Annotated in this window: 18 protein-coding genes; all 18 read left to right on the forward strand. The window is 54.0% G+C overall.

The features are described from left to right. Positions 1-100 precede the first annotated feature (100 nt). On the forward strand, positions 101-883 hold the full coding sequence (locus V9K92_RS04610; protein WP_115055116.1) for a flagellin N-terminal helical domain-containing protein: 783 nt from the start codon (positions 101-103) through the stop codon (positions 881-883). A 142-nt stretch (positions 884-1,025) separates the two neighbouring features. Next, complete coding sequence (gene fliF / locus V9K92_RS04615; protein WP_336441445.1) at positions 1,026-2,672, forward strand: flagellar basal-body MS-ring/collar protein FliF; 1,647 nt, start codon at positions 1,026-1,028, stop codon at positions 2,670-2,672. After that, positions 2,669-3,334, forward strand: a complete 666-nt coding sequence (locus V9K92_RS04620; RefSeq protein ID WP_337353403.1) for a hypothetical protein — start codon at positions 2,669-2,671, stop codon at positions 3,332-3,334. Before fliF ends, V9K92_RS04620 begins: the two co-directional genes overlap by 4 nt. Then, the gene (locus V9K92_RS04625; protein WP_115054987.1) at positions 3,331-4,566 is read left to right on the forward strand and encodes a MotB family protein; all 1,236 of its coding nucleotides are present in this window, start codon (positions 3,331-3,333) and stop codon (positions 4,564-4,566) included. Before V9K92_RS04620 ends, V9K92_RS04625 begins: the two co-directional genes overlap by 4 nt. Beyond that, positions 4,563-5,768 (forward strand): chemotaxis protein MotC, encoded by a 1,206-nt coding sequence (locus V9K92_RS04630; RefSeq protein WP_337353404.1) that lies wholly within the window; start codon positions 4,563-4,565, stop codon positions 5,766-5,768. Before V9K92_RS04625 ends, V9K92_RS04630 begins: the two co-directional genes overlap by 4 nt. Beyond that, on the forward strand, positions 5,765-7,042 hold the full coding sequence (fliK, locus tag V9K92_RS04635; protein WP_337353405.1) for a flagellar hook-length control protein FliK: 1,278 nt from the start codon (positions 5,765-5,767) through the stop codon (positions 7,040-7,042). The genes V9K92_RS04630 and fliK overlap by 4 nt, the downstream gene beginning before the upstream one ends. A gap of 459 nt (positions 7,043-7,501) precedes the next feature. After that, entirely contained in the window at positions 7,502-8,173 is a 672-nt protein-coding gene (gene ftcR / locus V9K92_RS04640; protein ID WP_115054989.1) for a flagellar transcriptional regulator FtcR, read from the forward strand. A gap of 130 nt (positions 8,174-8,303) precedes the next feature. Continuing rightward, a complete protein-coding gene (locus tag V9K92_RS04645) occupies positions 8,304-9,566 on the forward strand; it encodes a flagellar hook protein FlgE (RefSeq protein ID WP_115054990.1) in 1,263 nt (420 codons plus the stop codon). A gap of 31 nt (positions 9,567-9,597) precedes the next feature. After that, the gene (flgK, locus tag V9K92_RS04650; protein WP_337353406.1) at positions 9,598-11,052 is read left to right on the forward strand and encodes a flagellar hook-associated protein FlgK; all 1,455 of its coding nucleotides are present in this window, start codon (positions 9,598-9,600) and stop codon (positions 11,050-11,052) included. 2 nt (positions 11,053-11,054) lie between these two features. Beyond that, positions 11,055-12,104, forward strand: a complete 1,050-nt coding sequence (locus V9K92_RS04655) for a flagellar hook-associated family protein (protein ID WP_115054992.1) — start codon at positions 11,055-11,057, stop codon at positions 12,102-12,104. Between the two features lie 47 nt (positions 12,105-12,151). Beyond that, on the forward strand, positions 12,152-12,496 hold the full coding sequence (gene flaF / locus V9K92_RS04660) for a flagellar biosynthesis regulator FlaF (protein ID WP_337353407.1): 345 nt from the start codon (positions 12,152-12,154) through the stop codon (positions 12,494-12,496). A gap of 5 nt (positions 12,497-12,501) precedes the next feature. Then, positions 12,502-12,939 carry a flagellar biosynthesis repressor FlbT gene (flbT, locus tag V9K92_RS04665; protein ID WP_115054994.1) on the forward strand — a complete coding sequence of 146 codons (438 nt, stop codon included), beginning with the start codon at positions 12,502-12,504 and terminating at the stop codon, positions 12,937-12,939. Beyond that, positions 12,936-13,331, forward strand: a complete 396-nt coding sequence (gene flgD, locus V9K92_RS04670; RefSeq protein ID WP_337353408.1) for a flagellar hook assembly protein FlgD — start codon at positions 12,936-12,938, stop codon at positions 13,329-13,331. Before flbT ends, flgD begins: the two co-directional genes overlap by 4 nt. A 2-nt stretch (positions 13,332-13,333) precedes the next feature. Next, complete coding sequence (locus tag V9K92_RS04675) at positions 13,334-13,600, forward strand: flagellar biosynthetic protein FliQ (RefSeq protein WP_115054996.1); 267 nt, start codon at positions 13,334-13,336, stop codon at positions 13,598-13,600. A 71-nt stretch (positions 13,601-13,671) separates the two neighbouring features. Then, positions 13,672-15,762 (forward strand): flagellar biosynthesis protein FlhA, encoded by a 2,091-nt coding sequence (gene flhA, locus V9K92_RS04680; protein WP_115054997.1) that lies wholly within the window; start codon positions 13,672-13,674, stop codon positions 15,760-15,762. Positions 15,763-15,768: 6 nt separating this feature from the next. Beyond that, positions 15,769-16,518 carry a flagellar biosynthetic protein FliR gene (gene fliR, locus V9K92_RS04685; RefSeq protein WP_307277319.1) on the forward strand — a complete coding sequence of 250 codons (750 nt, stop codon included), beginning with the start codon at positions 15,769-15,771 and terminating at the stop codon, positions 16,516-16,518. After that, positions 16,518-16,916, forward strand: coding sequence for a hypothetical protein (locus tag V9K92_RS04690; RefSeq protein ID WP_336441452.1), 399 nt, complete (start codon positions 16,518-16,520; stop codon positions 16,914-16,916). Before fliR ends, V9K92_RS04690 begins: the two co-directional genes overlap by 1 nt. Positions 16,917-17,001: 85 nt before the next feature. Beyond that, entirely contained in the window at positions 17,002-17,475 is a 474-nt protein-coding gene (locus V9K92_RS04695; protein ID WP_115055000.1) for a rod-binding protein, read from the forward strand. The last annotated feature ends 12 nt before the right edge of the window (positions 17,476-17,487 follow it).

Consider the following 17,487-nt stretch of genomic DNA (forward strand, 5'->3'; position numbering starts at 1 on the left):
CACATAACGGGTTGTCGCAATGACAATAGGCATGATGCCGCTCCGTTATACCGGTCAGTCCGGTATGTCCCAAATAATATCTCATCAGGGACTTCATCCTATGGCTAGCATTCTTACAAACGCGTCAGCAATGACTGCGCTGCAGACACTTTCCGCAACAAACAAGAACCTTGCAACAACGCAGGACCGTATTGCTACCGGTCAGCGCGTTTCGACAGCTTCCGACAATGCTGCATACTGGTCAATCGCAACCGGCATGCGCACGCAGAACTCGGCTCTTTCTGCTGTTAAGGACGGTCTTGGTCTTGGTGCTTCCATCGTCGACACTGCCTATACTTCATTGACGAAAGCTATCGACCTCGCTCAGAAGATTCAGGCGAAATATGTTGCCAAGGAAACTCCAGGCACAGACGGCGCCATCATTGATGCCGACATTGCCCAGTTCAAGGCTCAGATCGTTGAAATGGCAAAGGGCGCGACATTCCAGGGCGTTAACCTGCTCAAGACAGGTGGCACAGCCCAGAACATCGTTACCGGTTACGAGGCTGGCACTGGCGTAACAACCATTGCTGTTGCTGCATTCGATCTCGAAGCTGCTCTCACAGCCGCTACTACATCGGCAACCGTCGGTACAGCCATCGACACGATGAAAGCTGCTGCTGCGGGTCTCGGCTCCGCAAAGACCCGTATCGACACGCAGGTAAGCTTCACCAGCTCGCTGATGGACGCGATTGATCGCGGCGTAGGCCAGCTCGTTGATGCTGACATGAACGCAGAATCAGCTCGTCTGTCTGCTTTGCAGGTTCAGCAGCAGCTCGGCATTCAGGCACTCTCGATTGCCAATTCCGGCAACCAGAGCATCCTGTCGCTCTTCCGCGGCTAATAAGAACAGTTCTGCAAAACTAAATTGGCCACGCTTCGCGCGTGGCCTTTTTGTTTTCTGGCAATGGCTTTGAGCAATGCCACTCTAACTTCGCGCAAGCTTCAGCATCTATGGTCGGCCCAAGGTGTTGCGGTGGGAATTGATGGAAAAGAACCTAAGACAGACTTTTGAGCAGCTGGGCGCAGCGTTGAAAAAGCTTGGAGCCCGGCGGCTTATTGCGCTGGGCATCATCGGTGTGACGCTTTTTGCCACTATTCTTGCCTCTAGTTTTTATCTTAACCGGCCGCAATATGAGACACTCTATGTCGGGCTGAGCCGCGATGACGTTAATCGCATGGGTATGGCCTTGGGCGAAGCGGGCATACCGTTCGATGTCAAGTCAGACGGAACATCGGTTCTGGTGCCATTCGGCAAGGCCGATCAGGCGCGTATGTACCTTGCAGAAAAGGGCCTGCCGACAAGCAACAATGCCGGTTACGAACTTTTCGACAATATGGGCTCGCTGGGCCTCACATCCTTCATGCAGGAAATCACGCGGGTGCGCGCGCTTGAAGGCGAGATATCACGGACCATTCAGGCCATACGCGGGATCAAGGCATCGCGAGTGCACATTGTCTTGCCGGAGAAAGGCAGTTTCCGTCGCGGCGATCAAGCTCCTTCCGCGTCGGTTGTCATCCGCACCGAAGGCGACTTCGCAATTGAATCCGCGCAATCCATACGCCAGCTTGTGGCAGCGGCCGTTCCGCAATTGACTGCCTCGGAAGTCACGATCCTCGATACGAATGGCAGGCTGCTGGCTTCCAAGGATGACGGCACCAATGCCGGTGCAGTCATGTCCGCCACGCTGGAGCAGAATGTCTCGTCATCTGTTGACGAGAATATCCGCAAGGCGCTTGCTCCCTATCTGGGCGTTGGGCATTTCCAGACGAGCGTCCAGGTGGCACTGGATACGGATCGGCGTCAGACAAATGAGACAGTGTTCGACCCTGAATCGCGCGTCGAACGCTCGGTTCGCGTGGTGCGCGAAAGTGGCGATTCGAAAAATTCCACCAGTGACAATGCGACAGGTGTGGAACAGAACATTCCACAGGAAGAGATTGCCAGCAGAAATGGCGATAGTGCCACGGAAAAGACCGACAAGCGCGAAGAGCTGACCAATTACGAGTTGAACTCGAAGACGGTTTCGACCACGAGCGACAGCTATCAGATCAAGCGTCTTTCGATTGCGGTGGTGGTTGATCAGGCGCGATTGCTGGCGACTGCCGGTGAGACTCCGCCGCCGGCCAACTTCGTGGATCAGCAGATTGCCAAGATTACGCAATTGGTCGCAACCGCCGCCGGTCTTGATACCAAGCGCGGTGATGTGATCAATGTTACAGCTGTGAACTTCCTGGAAGCGGCCGACGAGCAGCTGCAACCGGCTTCAACACCCATATCGGAATTGATCTTCCGGCAGACAGGTACGCTCATCAATGCTGCGGCGCTGATTGCGGCGGTCGGTTTGGTACTCTGGTTTGGCGTGCGTCCATTGATGCGTGAAATGAGCAATCAGCAGAATGCTTTGCAGCTGGCGGATGAGCCGGGTTTCGCGGTGCCGGGGCTTGCACCGGCAAACAATCTTCCTGCTGTTGCTGCTGCAAATGCCGAGCAAAGTGCGCCCTATGACGATCTCAGCGAGTTAAGACGCCGCATGCGCGTTCCGGCCCAGAACAGGCTGGAGCAGATGATCGACATGGATGAGGAGCGTGTCGCCGCGATCCTCAAACAATGGGTGCATGAAGCGGCATGACGGCACCCCAACCCAGATCCATTGCCAGCATGCTGACGGATTTCACGCCGCAGCGTGTGCCTGCCGATCGCGTGACGGTATTTACCGCACCTGGCGAGCGGATAACGATCAAAACCGATATTGACGATACTCCTGAAGAGGTAGTCGAACTCATCGACTACGAACTCAAGATCAAGGAGGCATTTGCTGCGGGCAGGGAGTCGGGGCAGGTTGAAGCTTCGGTTCTGTTCGAGGCTGAAAAGGTCAGGCTGGAGCGGGAGTTTCAAGAACAGCTTGCCGGAGCTGAAGTGACGTTTCTGGAGCAGACGGGAGCGCGCATTTCAGCGCAATTGGATGAAGGGCTGAAGACGATTGCGTCTGATCTTTCCGGCTCGCTTGCTGCGGTGCTTGTTCCACTGATTGAAGTCAATATGCGGGAACGTGCGGTAAGTGCGTTCGCAAGCGAAATAGAGCGACTGACCATGGGATATGAAGGGATTACCGCGAAGATCAGCGGCCCATCGCATCTTCTGGACGTGCTTCGCAACCGGCCCGGCTTTGATCTTACGCGTTTTTCTCTGTCAGAGGCAAACCAGGCAGAGCTGTCCCTGCGGCTTGACGATACGGTTATCGAGACACGGCTTGGCCGTCTGATCGATAGTTTGAGAGATCACATCCGATGAACATTGATCCCGAAACGCATCGCGAAATTGTTATCGTGCGTCGTGGCCGAGGCGATGGCGAAGACAGTCATCACGGCGGTGTCTGGAAGATTGCCTATGCTGACTTCATGACGGCAATGATGGCATTCTTCCTCGTCATGTGGCTCATCAATGCTGCTAACGAGGAAACCAAAGCGGCTGTTGCCAGCTATTTCAATCCCGTAAAATTGATGGACCGTAACGCCAGACCAAAGGGTATTCAGGACTCTGACGAGGAAAAGGGCAAGGTCCGCTTCGAACGTCCCGATTCCACCGATGCGGAAACAAAGAGTTCTCGCAACGACCGTGATACTGAGACGCAGCCAGAACGCGAAGAGCGGCAGATATTCAAAGATCCCTATGCGGTTCTTGCGGAGATCGCCACGGATTCTGGTGTCCTCCAGAACCGGTCCGTCGCGGGTGCCGGTGGCATTAATCGTGCTGGTCCAATGACCGGTGCGGAAGGCGGTGAGGCCTATCGGGATCCCTTCAATCCCAACTATTGGACTAACCGGGCGGATGATGAAATTTTCCCTCTGACGGATAGCCCGCCCGTGCCACCCCCATCCTATGAAAAAAGCGCTAGCGTCAAAAAGGACGCCTCCAAACAGGAGTCGGCAACGATTGAACAGGCATCGCTGGCACAACGGTTGAGCGCTGGCGATATAAAACCCGATCCCGCCGCCAAGTCTGTCGAGGGCAAGAAAGCTGCTGGTCAGACGGGCACGGAAGGCAAGCGGGAGATGAGTCCAGCTGAGATTGCCCAAAAGCTTGCTGCGGAAATCGCAAAGACCGGCATTGCAGATGAGAAAAATGCGCCGGAGGTGACAGTGGTCCCCACCAATGAAGGCGTTATGATTCAGCTGACTGACAAAGTTGACTATGGCATGTTTGCCATTGGCTCGGCAAAGCCTGACAAGCGCGTCGTGCAGGTGCTGGATGAGATCGGCAAGATCATCGCCTCCCGCAAGGGTGATGTTGTCATCAGCGGTCATACCGATGCGCGACCGTTCAAGAGCGATAGCTATGACAATTGGCGTTTGTCCTCGGCGCGTGCCCATATGGCTTATTATATGCTGACGCGGGGCGGTCTCGATGCAAAGCGTATTCTTCGAATTGACGGTTATGCGGATCGCGACCCAAAGATTGCGTCGGATCCCTATGCAGCTCAAAATCGCCGGATCGATATTTTTCTTAAAACGGTTGGCAGATGAGAGTGAGGCACTATCATCTTGTGTTGATACTGGGTTTGCTCGGTTTGATGCAGGCACAGGCGCGAGCGGATATGCTTGCACCAGAGCCATATCTTCTGGTGCGGTCAATGCGCATGTTGCAGGACCAGGTAGCATCTGGAAAGCCGGAAGCGTTGCCGATGCTCAACCGGGTTCTTGCGCATGTTTCGCGTCAGTTTAAAGAGGCCAAACCGGAGGCTTGGGACAAGCCGGCCAATGCCTATGCGCTTTTCATCTATCTGCTGAATGGTGGCAATCCTGATGTTGTACGCGGCATCATTGCCACGCTGAAGCCTGATCAGATCAATCCTAAACTTATCGCCGGATCATTGGCTTATGCAGATGGCGATGCGCTTCGCATTGTCGAGAACTTTCAGGAACTGCCGCCAAATCTGCCAGCAGAACTCAACGCTTCGATCTATTTGGTAACGGCATCTCAACTCGCTTCGATTGATGCGATTACAGCTCTCAAGCGCCTCGACTATATACGGCTGAATGCGCCGGGAACGCTGCTGGAGGAGGCCGCACTGCGCCGCGGTCTCAGCATCGCCGCTGGTCTTGGCGAGAAAGACAAGCTGCTATATCTGTCCAGAAACTACCTGCAACGCTTTGAACGATCACCATATTCGGAAGATTTCTATCGCCAGCTTGTCGACGCCTTACTGAAGCTGAAAGACAAAATCAGCGAGGAGGAAATCAAGGATCTGGCAGTGCTGGCTTGGCCGGGCGCCCGGATGCCATTTTACTTGCGCCTCGCCCGTAGCTCTATTGTTAATGGTGATCTGGTCCGTGCCCGGTTTGCCGCGCGGGAAGCGGAAGAACTGGCCACTGCGCTCAAAGCCGACAACACACAGGCAAGGCTTTACCTTGCTGTGAGCAATGTCGGTTCCGATGAGACCGGAGAAGCGGGCAGAATATTGTCCAGCCTGCCAAAGGATCGTCTGCATGGCCGCGACGTAAACCTACTTGAAGCGGCTATGGCCATGGCGGGGAAAATAACCGAACAACCGCGTGTGACGTCAGCTGCCATGGAGCCCCAAACTATCCCCACGCCAGAGATCGCCACGCAGACGCCGCAAAAGACGCGCCAGCCGCCCGCCGTCGATACGGAAGATGCAATGATTACAGAAACGCGCAAGAAGCTCGATGCAATCGATGCAATTCTTGGAAAGGCCGGGAAATGACGATCGGATCCAATATGCCTTTCAAGCTGAAGTTGCAGACGCCGGTGCGGGCTACAAAGGAAGAGACGCAAGGCAACTTCCAGGAAATGCCTGGAGCCAAAGAGCTGCAACCTAATTTTGGATCGCTTTTGGAGGCCGTCAAGCCACACCGGAAAAGCGTTTTAAACCACATTCCTGGTGACGAAAAAAGCGCTGGGCCAGACAGCCCGCCCGATCACAGGGATGAGGAATCCATGTCGCTTGCACAGAGTGCTTTCACGCAACCAATTATTGCGTTGGAGCAAATGCTGGATAGGCGGCAAGGTGATAAAACCGCTTTTGCCCCCGATACCTTGATTGACCAGCAGGGCTTGCAAGGAGCAGTGTCCGTGACAGATTCGGATGCTGCTGAATTGACGCTGGGAAACGATGACATCCCGCCACAGACAGATGCTGCAGATGTTCTTGCAGACAAAGAACAAGCGCCGAAGCAAGTGCCAGAGCGCTCAGGCAGACTTTCCGTCTCATCCGCGCCTCCTGTATCCGAGCAAGCCCTATTCGAGCCCGCATTGCCAACTCTTGTCTCCGCAAAGCAGCAGGAGATCAATGGCGCCAGTTCTGCCATAGCGTCAAAGGCGGTAAAACCGGAGAAACAGGATCCCAATCCGGTGACGGAGACATTGCAGGACGTGATTGGGGCGTCTAACACGAACACATCCCAGCAGGCTGCTCCTTCATTGCCACAAGCCACGGCAAAACCCTTGATGGGAAATATCGCGATGGTTACGGTACCGGCCAATTCACCGGCTGTCACCGGCATAGAAGTGGTTTCTGATCGCACCACGGGTGCTGCAAGGACGCTGGTCATTCAATTGCAGCCCGTTGAACTCGGCACTGTAACGGCCAGACTGCGCCTGACATCCGAGGGAATGCATATCCAGATTGCGGCGGCGAGCACTGCAATGGCCGAGCACCTATCGAATGATCGTGAGGCCTTGGGCAAAGCGCTGCACCGCGCTGGCGTTACGGATGATGCATCTAATGTCACAATATCCATTATAGACCGCTCGCAGGCAGGTGCAGGAAACCCTCAAGCGGGGCAGCAAAATCTCAATGGGCAAGATCCGCAACAGCTCGGCGCGCGCGGCAATAATCAGGGCCAATCGGGTTTCCAGAATACGCCGGAAGATCGAACGACCCATCAAAGTTTTTCCGCAGACGTTGCACCGGACCATGTCGAATTACCGGCAAAGCCAGGCGCTCAAATTCGTCCTTTGCGCGGGCTCGTCGTTTAATTCGCACCTGACTGTCGGTTTGCCTATGCCGTCACCAGTCCGTGGGGACCAGGCCGCGTGCGCGCACGCCATGATTGCACCAAAACGAAGTTGGCAGCGAGGCATTGCGGGGCGGGCAATGAACATCATGCAGAAAAATTATGTTTGCCGGGTAATGGAACATATGACGCAAGCGAGCGCAAAAACTGGACTCCTGGCATGCGCATCTTTTGCAATAAGGGACCACGTTAATACACGGTAATAAAACGTGAATTTTATTTCCCGTTGGCAATTTGTTAAACTTATTGCGTCAGCTTTGCTACAGCCGCCGTGTCGGCTTTTCCCCCAAGTCCAGCTATTATACCACTCATTCCGACTCCCAATTAATTAGGAACAATTAGTTGGGGATTGTCGACAACTCCTTACCACCGCTACGTGTGTCGTGCTTGGGGTTAAGTTACTGATTCGGAAGGTGGGGTTGTGATTGTAGTCGTCGACGAACGAAGTCTGGTGACGAGTGGGTATTCTGCATGGTTCGCCCGAGAGGGCATAACGACAACCGGGTTTTCTCCGAACGATTTTGGTGAGTGGGTCGCCACCGTTCAGGAGCAAGATATTATGGCAGTGGAAGCATTTCTGATAGGGGAGTGCGCGAACCGCAGCCAGTTTCCACATAAAATTCGTGAACGTTGCTCGGCTCCCGTGATCGCTGTCAACGACACCCAATCGCTGGAAAACACGCTGGAGCTTTTCCAGGCTGGCGTCGATGATGTTGTGCGCAAGCCCATGCATGTTCGCGAGATTTTGGCCCGGATCAATGCAATTCGTAGACGTTACGGCAATGGCAGCAGTGGAACCCAGATCGGGCCGATCAAGATTTTCTCCGACGGGCGCGATCCGCAGGTCAATGGGGTTGATTTTTCCTTGCCGCGCCGCGAACGCCGTATCCTTGAATATCTGATTGCCAACCGCGGACGGCGGTTGAACAAGGCCCAGATATTCAATGCGATCTATGGAATCTTCGATAGTGAAGTCGAAGAAAGCGTTGTCGAGAGCCATATCAGCAAGCTGCGCAAGAAACTGCGTGAGCAGCTTGGATATGATCCGATCGATTCAAAACGCTTCCTTGGCTATTGCATAAATCTCGACTGAAGACCGGCGCGTGCCGCCGATCTTGATCAATCGAAAATTTGTTAGCTTCTCTCAGTGATTCCCCACGTCAGCTTCGCGCAAGTATCGAGGCATAACGATTCTGGACTGAATCGCGCTTTAGGAGACGGAAATGAGCCTTTACGGAATGATGCGAACCGGCGTGTCGGGTATGAACGGTCAAGCCAACCGGCTGTCCACGGTATCCGAGAATATCGCCAACTCGAGCACGACCGGCTATAAGCGCGCGAGCACCGAGTTTTCTTCGCTTGTTCTTCCCAGTTCCGGCGGCTCCTACAATTCCGGTGGGGTCGAAACTACCGTTCGCCACCATATTTCTGATGATGGCCCGCTGCGTTTCACGACATCCTCTACTGATCTTGCCTTGAAAGGCAGGGGCTTCTTCATCGTCAGCAATGCCAATGGAACACCTTACCTGACACGTGCCGGTTCGTTCGTTCCTGATGCTGCCGGAAATCTGGTCAATACTGCCGGATTTTACCTGATGGGGTATCCCATTACCAACGGCAACGTAAATCCGGTAGCCAATGGCTACCAGGGTCTGGAGAAGATCAATCTCTCGCAAAACGATCTGATCGCTGACCCGAGCCGCAAAGGCGTCTTTACGGCGAATTTGCCGGCAGGCGCTGAGATTATACCCGCTGCCGACCGGCCACCTGCAAATACAACGGCTACGGCAAAATTTACCGCCAAATCGTCGGTTCAAACCTATGACAATCTGGGCAATGTCGTTGTTCTGGATATTTACTACACCAAGACGGCGGACAACCAATGGGAGGCCGCCGTTTATAACAAGGCCAATGCATCGGCAACGGGCGGGTTCCCTTATACGCCAGCGGCTCCGCTAACAACCGAGACATTCAACTTTGATGCCCTGACAGGTAAGCTCACATCGGCGGACAAGTCGATTTCCGTTGTCGTTCCAAATGGCCAGCCGCTCGAAATCGACTTTTCCGGCACGAAGCAACTGGCTGGCGACTACAATCCCATTCAGGTCAAGATCGATGGCAATTCGCCCAGTCCGATTGAAGACGTGACGATCGGCGCCGATGGTATCGTGGTGGCCAACTACAAGAACGGCACGACCCGTCCGATCTACCAGATCGCGCTCGCGGATGTGCCCAGCCCCGACAACCTTCAGGTTCTGTCAGGCAATGTGTTCTCGACCAGTGCCGATTCCGGTGAAGTTCAGGTGGGCTTTGCCGGCAAGGGAAGCTTTGGCAGCATCACGTCAGAAGCCCTTGAGGAATCCAATGCGGATATTGCGCAGGATCTTACGGAAATGATCGAAGCGCAGAGAAACTATACGGCAAACTCCAAAGTCTTTCAGACCGGTGCGGACTTGATGGACGTGCTGGTCAATCTGAAACGATAGCTGAACTTATAATGGGAATTGGACAAAGGGCATGTCACTAACTTCAGCGCTCCTTACTGCTCAGAGTGCTCTCAATACCGTGTCAAAGCAGACCGCGGTCGTCTCCCGCAATATTGCAGGTGCCAACGATCCAAATTTCACGCGGCGCATAGGGTCAGTGGTAAGCGGCGCCGGTGGCTTGACCTATATGTCGGTGAAACGCTCGGCAGATGAGGCCCTTCTTTCCAAATTCGTGGAAGCCAACAGCTTTCTGGGAGCATCCGACACTTTGAAAGGCGGTCTTGATCGCCTTTCGGGCATTTATTCAGCCAGTAATGCGTCTGATTCACCGCGAGCCCTTCTTGGCGATTTACGGGATTCACTCCAGCTTTATGCCTCTCAGCCTGGCAATAGCTCGGTGGGGGAATCCGCCGTTGCCAAAGCCGTGTCGCTTGCCAATAGCCTTAACCGGGGAACGCAGGAAACGCAGAAGCTTCGCCAGGATGCCGACAATGATATTGCGGACTCGGTCAACAACATCAACGACCTCCTGGCAAAGTTCGAGGCGGTCAACAATCGGGTGGTCAGTGGCACAAGGGCTGGGTCTGATGTCTCGGATGACCTTGATGAACGGGACGGCCTGCTAAAGCAGATATCCGGTGAAATCGGTATCACAACCTTAAAGCGTGATGACAATGATATGGTCATTTTCGCCGAGTCAGGCGTCACGCTTTTTGAAAAATCTGCACGAACTGTGACGTTTACACCGACAAGTGCGTTTAGCGCTTCAACGGGCGGCAATGAGGTCTATGTGGACGGCGTACCGCTGTCGCATGGCACATTTGATCAACCCTATGGCACCGGACGGCTGAGCGGTCTCTTGCAATTGCGGGACCAGACTGCGCCGGCCTATCAAAAGCAACTGGATGAAATTGCCCGCAGCCTCGTCAGCATGTTTGCTGAAAAAGGCACAGGCGTACCGACAGTCCCTGGCCTGTTTACCTATTCGGGCGCACCGGCGATGCCGGCCGATGCCACGATCCTTCCGGGAATCGCGGGGTCACTTAAAGTATCATCTGCCTATATTTTGTCGGAAGGAGGCAATCCTGCGCTATTGCGCGATGGCGGCCCGGCAGGAACACCTTATGTTCAGAATCCGGATGGTTCTGCAGGCTATTCTGATCGGCTGCAAAGTCTGATTGGGGCGATCGGCGCACCGCGAACTTTTGACGTTGATGCGGCAGCAGGCAACAATAAAAGCCTGCTTGATTTCGCCGCCGCATCGATCAGCTCGCTTGAGGAAAAGCGCAAATCCGTGACGGATACGAACGATTACAACAAAATTCTCTCGTCCAGAGCGAGTGATGCGATTTCCAATGTCAGCGGCGTGAACATCGATACCGAGATGCAATCGCTGTTGGACCTGGAGCACTCCTATCAGGCGTCGGCCCGCATATTGTCGACAGTAGACTCCATGTTCCAAGAACTCTTCCGGGCGGCGTCATAAACATGAAAACACAATCGGTCTCTTCATACGTCCTTGCAAACGCAACCCGGAGCATCATTTCAAAGGCGCAGGCTGATCTGGTCAAGGCGCAACAGGAAGCAACGACGGGCTTTGTATTTGATACCGGTCTGGCGCTGGGCAGCCGCACCGGGCAATCGCTTTCGTTGCGAAAGGAACATGATCGGCTGTCAGTCCTTACGGATTCCAATAAATTGCTGGCCGAGCGTATGACGACATCGCAAAATGCGCTGAGCAATGCCATGAAGGGTTCTCAGGGCTTTTTAGGAACGATTATCGCCATGCGCGGTAGCGGACAGGGCCATGAGGTTGCAGCTAATGCCGCAAAAGGGCTGATGCAGACGGCGACATCTTTGATCAACACCAGTTTTAACGGCGAATATGTCTTTGCCGGCGTCAACACTGACGTAAAGCCGCTTGGCGATTATGATGCAGCAGGCAATCCGGCACGCGCGGCAGTCCTGCAGTCCTTTGAAGACCATTTCGGCTTTCCAGTTACTGATCCTCAGGTTTCAACAATCAGCGCGAACGATATGAAGGCCTTTCTGGACGGTCCATTCTCGTCAGAGTTTGATGCCGCCTCATGGTCCGATAATTGGTCATCTGCCTCCGATACGCTCATGAAAAGCCGCATCGCGCCAACCGAATTGGCCGAAACCTCGGTCAGTGCAAACAATGCCGGGTTTCGCAAGATGATGATGAGCTACACGATGGTTGCCGAGTTCGCCAATATTGGTTTGAACCAGGGTGCTTTCGATGCCGTGATCACAAAGGCGATCGAGACCACCACAGAGGCCAATTCAACGCTGCCCGGCGTGCAATCTGTTCTCGGAACAGCTCAGGCGCGAACGAAAGACGCAACGGATCGTTTGGAAGTGCAGTTGAAAGTGCTCAACAGCTCAGTGATCGGCCTTGAGGGCGTCGACCCCTATGAAGCCGCCAACAGGGTGGAGGCACTGCGAACCCAGATTGATGCTTCCTATGCGCTGACTGTGAAGATGCAAAGTCTGAGCTTGCTGAATTACCTGAAATAGACCTGACCTTGCGTGCAATCCGCATGCATCGAAACTTTGAGAAGACAATGTACCAGGCTCGATACGACGATATCATCAATGACGGTGCAACGAGCGCCAAAGAGCGTGAGCGGTCATTATTCGATCAATCGATCATGATGCTTGAGGCAGCGCGTGACGAGGACGGCTATTCGTTCAAGGGAATTGAAGCCGTACAGTTCACGTCCCGTCTGTGGATGATTGTAATGGAAGACCTTGGCGATCCGGCAAACCAGTTACCGCAGGAATTGCGCGCATCGCTGATATCCATAGGCATATTCATTCTGAAGGAACTGGAAGCCATCCGACAGGAAAGGTCGGTCAATTATGACAGCATAATCGACATCACAAAAACCATTCGCGACGGAATTTGAATGCCATGAAAGTGTCCTTGCGCGCTGGCGAAAAAATATATGTGAACGGGGCTGTTCTGCGCGCTGACCGCAAAGTCGCGCTCGAATTCATGAATGATGTGAGCTTCCTTCTGGGAAGCCATGTGCTTCAGGCTGACGAAACAACGACGCCGCTGCGGCAGCTCTATTTCGCGGCGCAGATCATGCTGATCAACCCATCGGCAAAGGACGAGGCGAACCTGGCTTTCAAGCGCATGCTGACGGCGCTTCTCGGCACGTTTTCCAACCAGCAAATGCTGAAAGAGCTGAAGCTCATCGATGAGGTGGTCTGTAATGACCGCATCTTCGAAGCGTTAAAATCGATCCGTGGGCTTTACGCGCTGGAAGCACAAATCATGTCGGGTGGTTCAGGCGCTGCCATTCCTGCACAAACGGGCCAGGTAAGGCCGGAGGCGACAGCATGACCACTATTACGCCCGTAGGCACGGAACAAACAAATCAGACCAACACACCAAAAGCTGTTGCGGGCGCTGATTATCAGACCTTTTTGAAGCTGCTCGTGGCCCAGATGAAAAATCAGGACCCGACCAAGCCCATGGACGCAACGCAGCAGGTGACGCAGCTGGCGCAATTCTCCAGTGTTGAACAAGCTGTTCAGATGAACGCCAAGCTTGAACAGCTACTGGCAAGTTCGTCACTCTCTCAAGCGGATGGTATCATCGGACGGACCGTGACCAGCCTCGATGGCAAAGTCTCGGGCGTGGTTGAATCCGTGCGCATCTATAGCGATGGCATGGTAGCAAAGCTCAAGGGCGGGGCGGAGCTGATCATTACGGCCGGTATCGTCATCAGCTGACCATGAACGAAGCTGATGCACTGGATATTGTCAATCAGGCGATCTGGACGGTTATCGTAGCCGCCGGCCCGGCGGTCGGTGCAGCGATGCTTGCAGGTGTCGGCATTGCCCTGTTTCAGGCCCTGACGCAGATTCAGGAAGTCACCCTGACATTCGTGCCGAAGATACTGGTTATTCTGGCAGTGCTTGCTCTGACCGCACCTTTTGTCGGCTCGCAGATCAATACGCTGACGCTGCTAACCTATTCGCGGATTGAAAAGGGTTTTTGATCCAAAGCTCTAACGCGCGGGCTTCGCGTAAGCTTCGTCTCCTATGGTCCATCCGACAATAGGAGAATGCCGTGCAGCAGGCAGCAGTAAAACGACTGGGTGATAAGGGCTACCTGACCGGCAGTGATGTCGGTCTTGCGCTCGGCATCGTCATTATTCTGACGGTACTATTCCTGCCGGTTTCCCCGATGGTTCTTGATATCGGACTTGCCTTTTCTATCGCCCTGTCCGTGTTGATCCTGATGGTTTCGCTGTGGATACAGCGTCCGCTTGATTTCTCTGCATTCCCCACTGTACTGCTGATCGCGACGATGATGCGTCTTTCGCTCAATATCGCAACAACCCGCGTTATTCTAACCCACGGCGACGAAGGTTATGCCGCGGCGGGACAGGTCATCCATGGCTTTTCGCAATTCGTCATGGGCGGTGATTTCGTTATCGGTCTGGTGGTCTTTGCAATTTTGATCATCGTGAATTTTCTCGTCATCACCAAGGGTGCAACGCGTATTGCCGAAGTAGGAGCACGCTTTACGCTCGATGCCATACCGGGCAAACAGATGGCGATTGACGCGGATCTATCCTCCGGACTTATTGATGAGAAGGAAGCACAGCACCGCCGCCGCGAATTGGAAGAGGAAAGTGCCTTCTTCGGGTCGATGGACGGCGCCTCCAAATTCGTACGCGGCGATGCGATTGCCGGCTTGATCATAACCGCAGTCAATATTTTTGGTGGCATCATTATCGGTGTGACCCGGCACGGTATGGAAGTCGGCGAAGCTGCTGACGTATTCACCAAACTGTCTGTCGGCGATGGTCTGGTTACGCAAATACCGGCATTGATCGTATCGCTGGCAGCGGGTCTGCTTGTCTCCAAGGGGGGCACCCGGGGATCGACGGACAAGGCTGTGTTCGGACAGTTGGGCGCCTATCCAAAAGCTCTTTTCGTAGCTGCTCTTCTGCTCTTTGTGCTCGGTATATTGCCGGGTCTGCCAGCATTTCCATTCTTTATCCTTGCCATCGGTTTGACCGCAATTGGCATTTCTGTACCCCGCAAGCTGGCCAGGGTTGCCGCCGCAGCGCAGGCTGAACTGGCGATCAAGCAGAAGACCGCCGAGGACGAAGACCGCAATTCTGTCAAGGCATCGCTGGAAACAGCACAAATCGAACTTTGCCTTGGCAAGCAACTTTCTTCGCGGCTGATGTCCTCGCAATTGGAACTGGCGCATCGTGTCAACAAAATGCGCAAGAAATTCGCGGTCGAATACGGCTTTGTCGTGCCTGAAATAAAGGTTACGGACGATTTTCTGCTGCCGCCGAAAACCTATCGTATCAAAATTCACGGAACCGTAGTGGCGTCGCATGAGCTACGCGTCGGCGAAATCCTTGTCATTCCCGGAGATCGGCCACCGCCACACGTTCCCGGCGAAGAAGTGCGCGAACCGGCTTTCGGTATGAAGGCTTACTCAGTTCCCGAAACATTCGCGGCAGAACTCAAGCGCGACAACTATATGACTGTCGATAATCTTTCGGTCCTGCTCACGCATCTGAGCGAGATCGTGCGCAATAATCTCTCGCAATTGCTGTCCTACAAAGATATGCGGGCGCTGCTCGACCGGCTTGGCCCGGAATACAAGAAGCTGCTTGATGATATCTGCCCTGCCAATCTCACTTATTCCGGCTTGCAGGCGGTTTTGAAGCTTTTGCTCTCGGAACGGGTCTCGATCCGCAATCTCAATCTAATCCTTGAGGCTATCGCTGAAGTGGCGCCGCATGTCCGGCGGTCGGAGATGATCGTCGAGCATGTGCGTATGCGCATGGCACAGCAGATTTGCGGCGATCTTGCCGACAATAGCGTGCTTTCCGTGTTGCGCCTGGGCAATCGCTGGGATCTGGTTTTCCATCAAAGCCTCAAGCGGGATGCCAAGGGGGAGGTCACGGAATTCGACATTGACCCGCGTTTGCTTGAACAGTTTGGAACGGAAGCGACCACCGCAATTCGCAAACATCTCGATGCGGGGGAGCGTTTTGTTCTGGTCGCTTCGCCGGAAGCGCGGCCCTATATCCGCATGATCATCGAGCGCTTGTTCACAACCCTATCGGTTCTTTCCCATGTGGAAATAGCCAGGGGTGTTGAGGTCCGCTCCCTTGGAACGATCTCGTGAGCTCTAATGCTTCCGCTCAGTGATACGGCACTTGCCGGATTTCTGGTGTTCGCGCGCGTTGGTGCTTGCCTGCTGATCATGCCGGGCATTTCCAGCCCGCGCATCCCCGTTCAGATACGACTTTTTCTGGCCCTGGCATGTTCGCTCATGGTGGTTCCATTGGTGCTGACCCAAGTGGCTCCAGCAGCAAAGGCCGCTCCTCTCGTTTTGATGCGGATCATTGTGGTGGAAATTATTGTCGGCGGGCTGATCGGTGTGCTGGCCCGCATGTATTTCTGGGCCTTGCAGTTCATGGCCAATACGATCGCAATGACTGTCGGCTATTCCGGGGCACCGGCCGGGTCGATTGAAGGTGAGGAGCCGCAAGCAGCAATCGCAAGCTTTGTTACGCTATCGGCGCTCTGTCTTTTCTTCATCACTGATTTACATCTGGAGGTGTTTCGCGCGCTCCTGTCATCCTATACCGCGATCCCGGTAGACGGCATTTTCCAGCCGGGCACAGCCATGGTCAATCTGACAGACACGCTTTCAAAGGCGTTCATGAGCACCATCCGCATAGCTGCACCGTTCATTGTTTTTGCAGTTGTCGTGAATGTTGCCGTTGGACTGATCAACAAGCTGACGCCTGCCATTCCTGTCTACTTTATCTCAATGCCATTCGTTCTGGCTGGCGGTCTCATGCTGCTCTACTTCGCCATGCCGGACCTGCTCAGATTGTTCACAAGCGAAGCCGGCTCTTATCTGAGGACATTTTGATGGCAACCAGCAAGCGTGCTTCATATCTTGCCTTGATCCGATTGCAGAAACTGGCAAAGGCCCGGTCCGAACTGACCATTGCCGGTCTCACTGCGCAATTAGTGGCGATTGGGGATGAGAGCGAGGCGCTATTCAAAATGCAGGATGACCGATTCAAACCCGGCGCTGATCTGGTTCCTCCAGACCTCATCATACGACGACTGGAAACGAACAGAATGAGAGCAATTCATCTGACGGATCAGATGGCCGTTCAACGCAAGAACCTGTTGAAGATTTCAAGAACGCTGGATGTCCTGAACGACCGGTTGCGATCCCATGAAAGCGAACAACAACGCCACCATGCCACTGTCGAAATCGATGAATATATCAGCCAGTTGCTCGGAAAAGCCGCAAATTAAAGACAGGCCCCAAATGAAGGCTCAAGCCTCAGTCAAGTTTGAACAGCTAGTGTCATAAACATGAAACAGTTTGGGTCTGTCTTTTATGTCTATTAATTCGCCTTCTGATTTGGTGTTGGATGCGACGAAGGCCGCTGATCCGCAGGCCATGCGGGCAGCGATGGAAAGATTGCGAAGCGTGGCTGCTGATCGGGCTGCGGCACAAACCCCGCTGTCCGGCGAGAGTTTTGCCCATTTGCAGGCAGGGAGGGTCAGTTCCGAGGGTGTGCAATCAAACACACCTGTTTCAAATCCGGCCTTCAAAAAGTTTGAAGCCGTCATGCTGCAATCCTTCATTGAATCAATGTTCACCGGCGAGAATCAAGCGGTCTATGGCGAAGGCATCGCAGGGGGATATTGGAAGTCGATGATGTCCGAAGCCCTTGCCAATCAGATGGCAGACGCAGGCGGAATTGGAATTGCACGCATGCTGGAAGAGCAAAGTGCCAAACGAATTAAAAACGAAGTGGCTCAGCCTCTTGGCACCACTTCGCCAATTTCTACGAAAGAGCAGGGTTGAAACCCGGTATTT

Source organism: Phyllobacterium sp. CCNWLW109 (assembly GCF_037203905.1).
Lineage (GTDB): Bacteria > Pseudomonadota > Alphaproteobacteria > Rhizobiales > Rhizobiaceae > Phyllobacterium > Phyllobacterium ifriqiyense.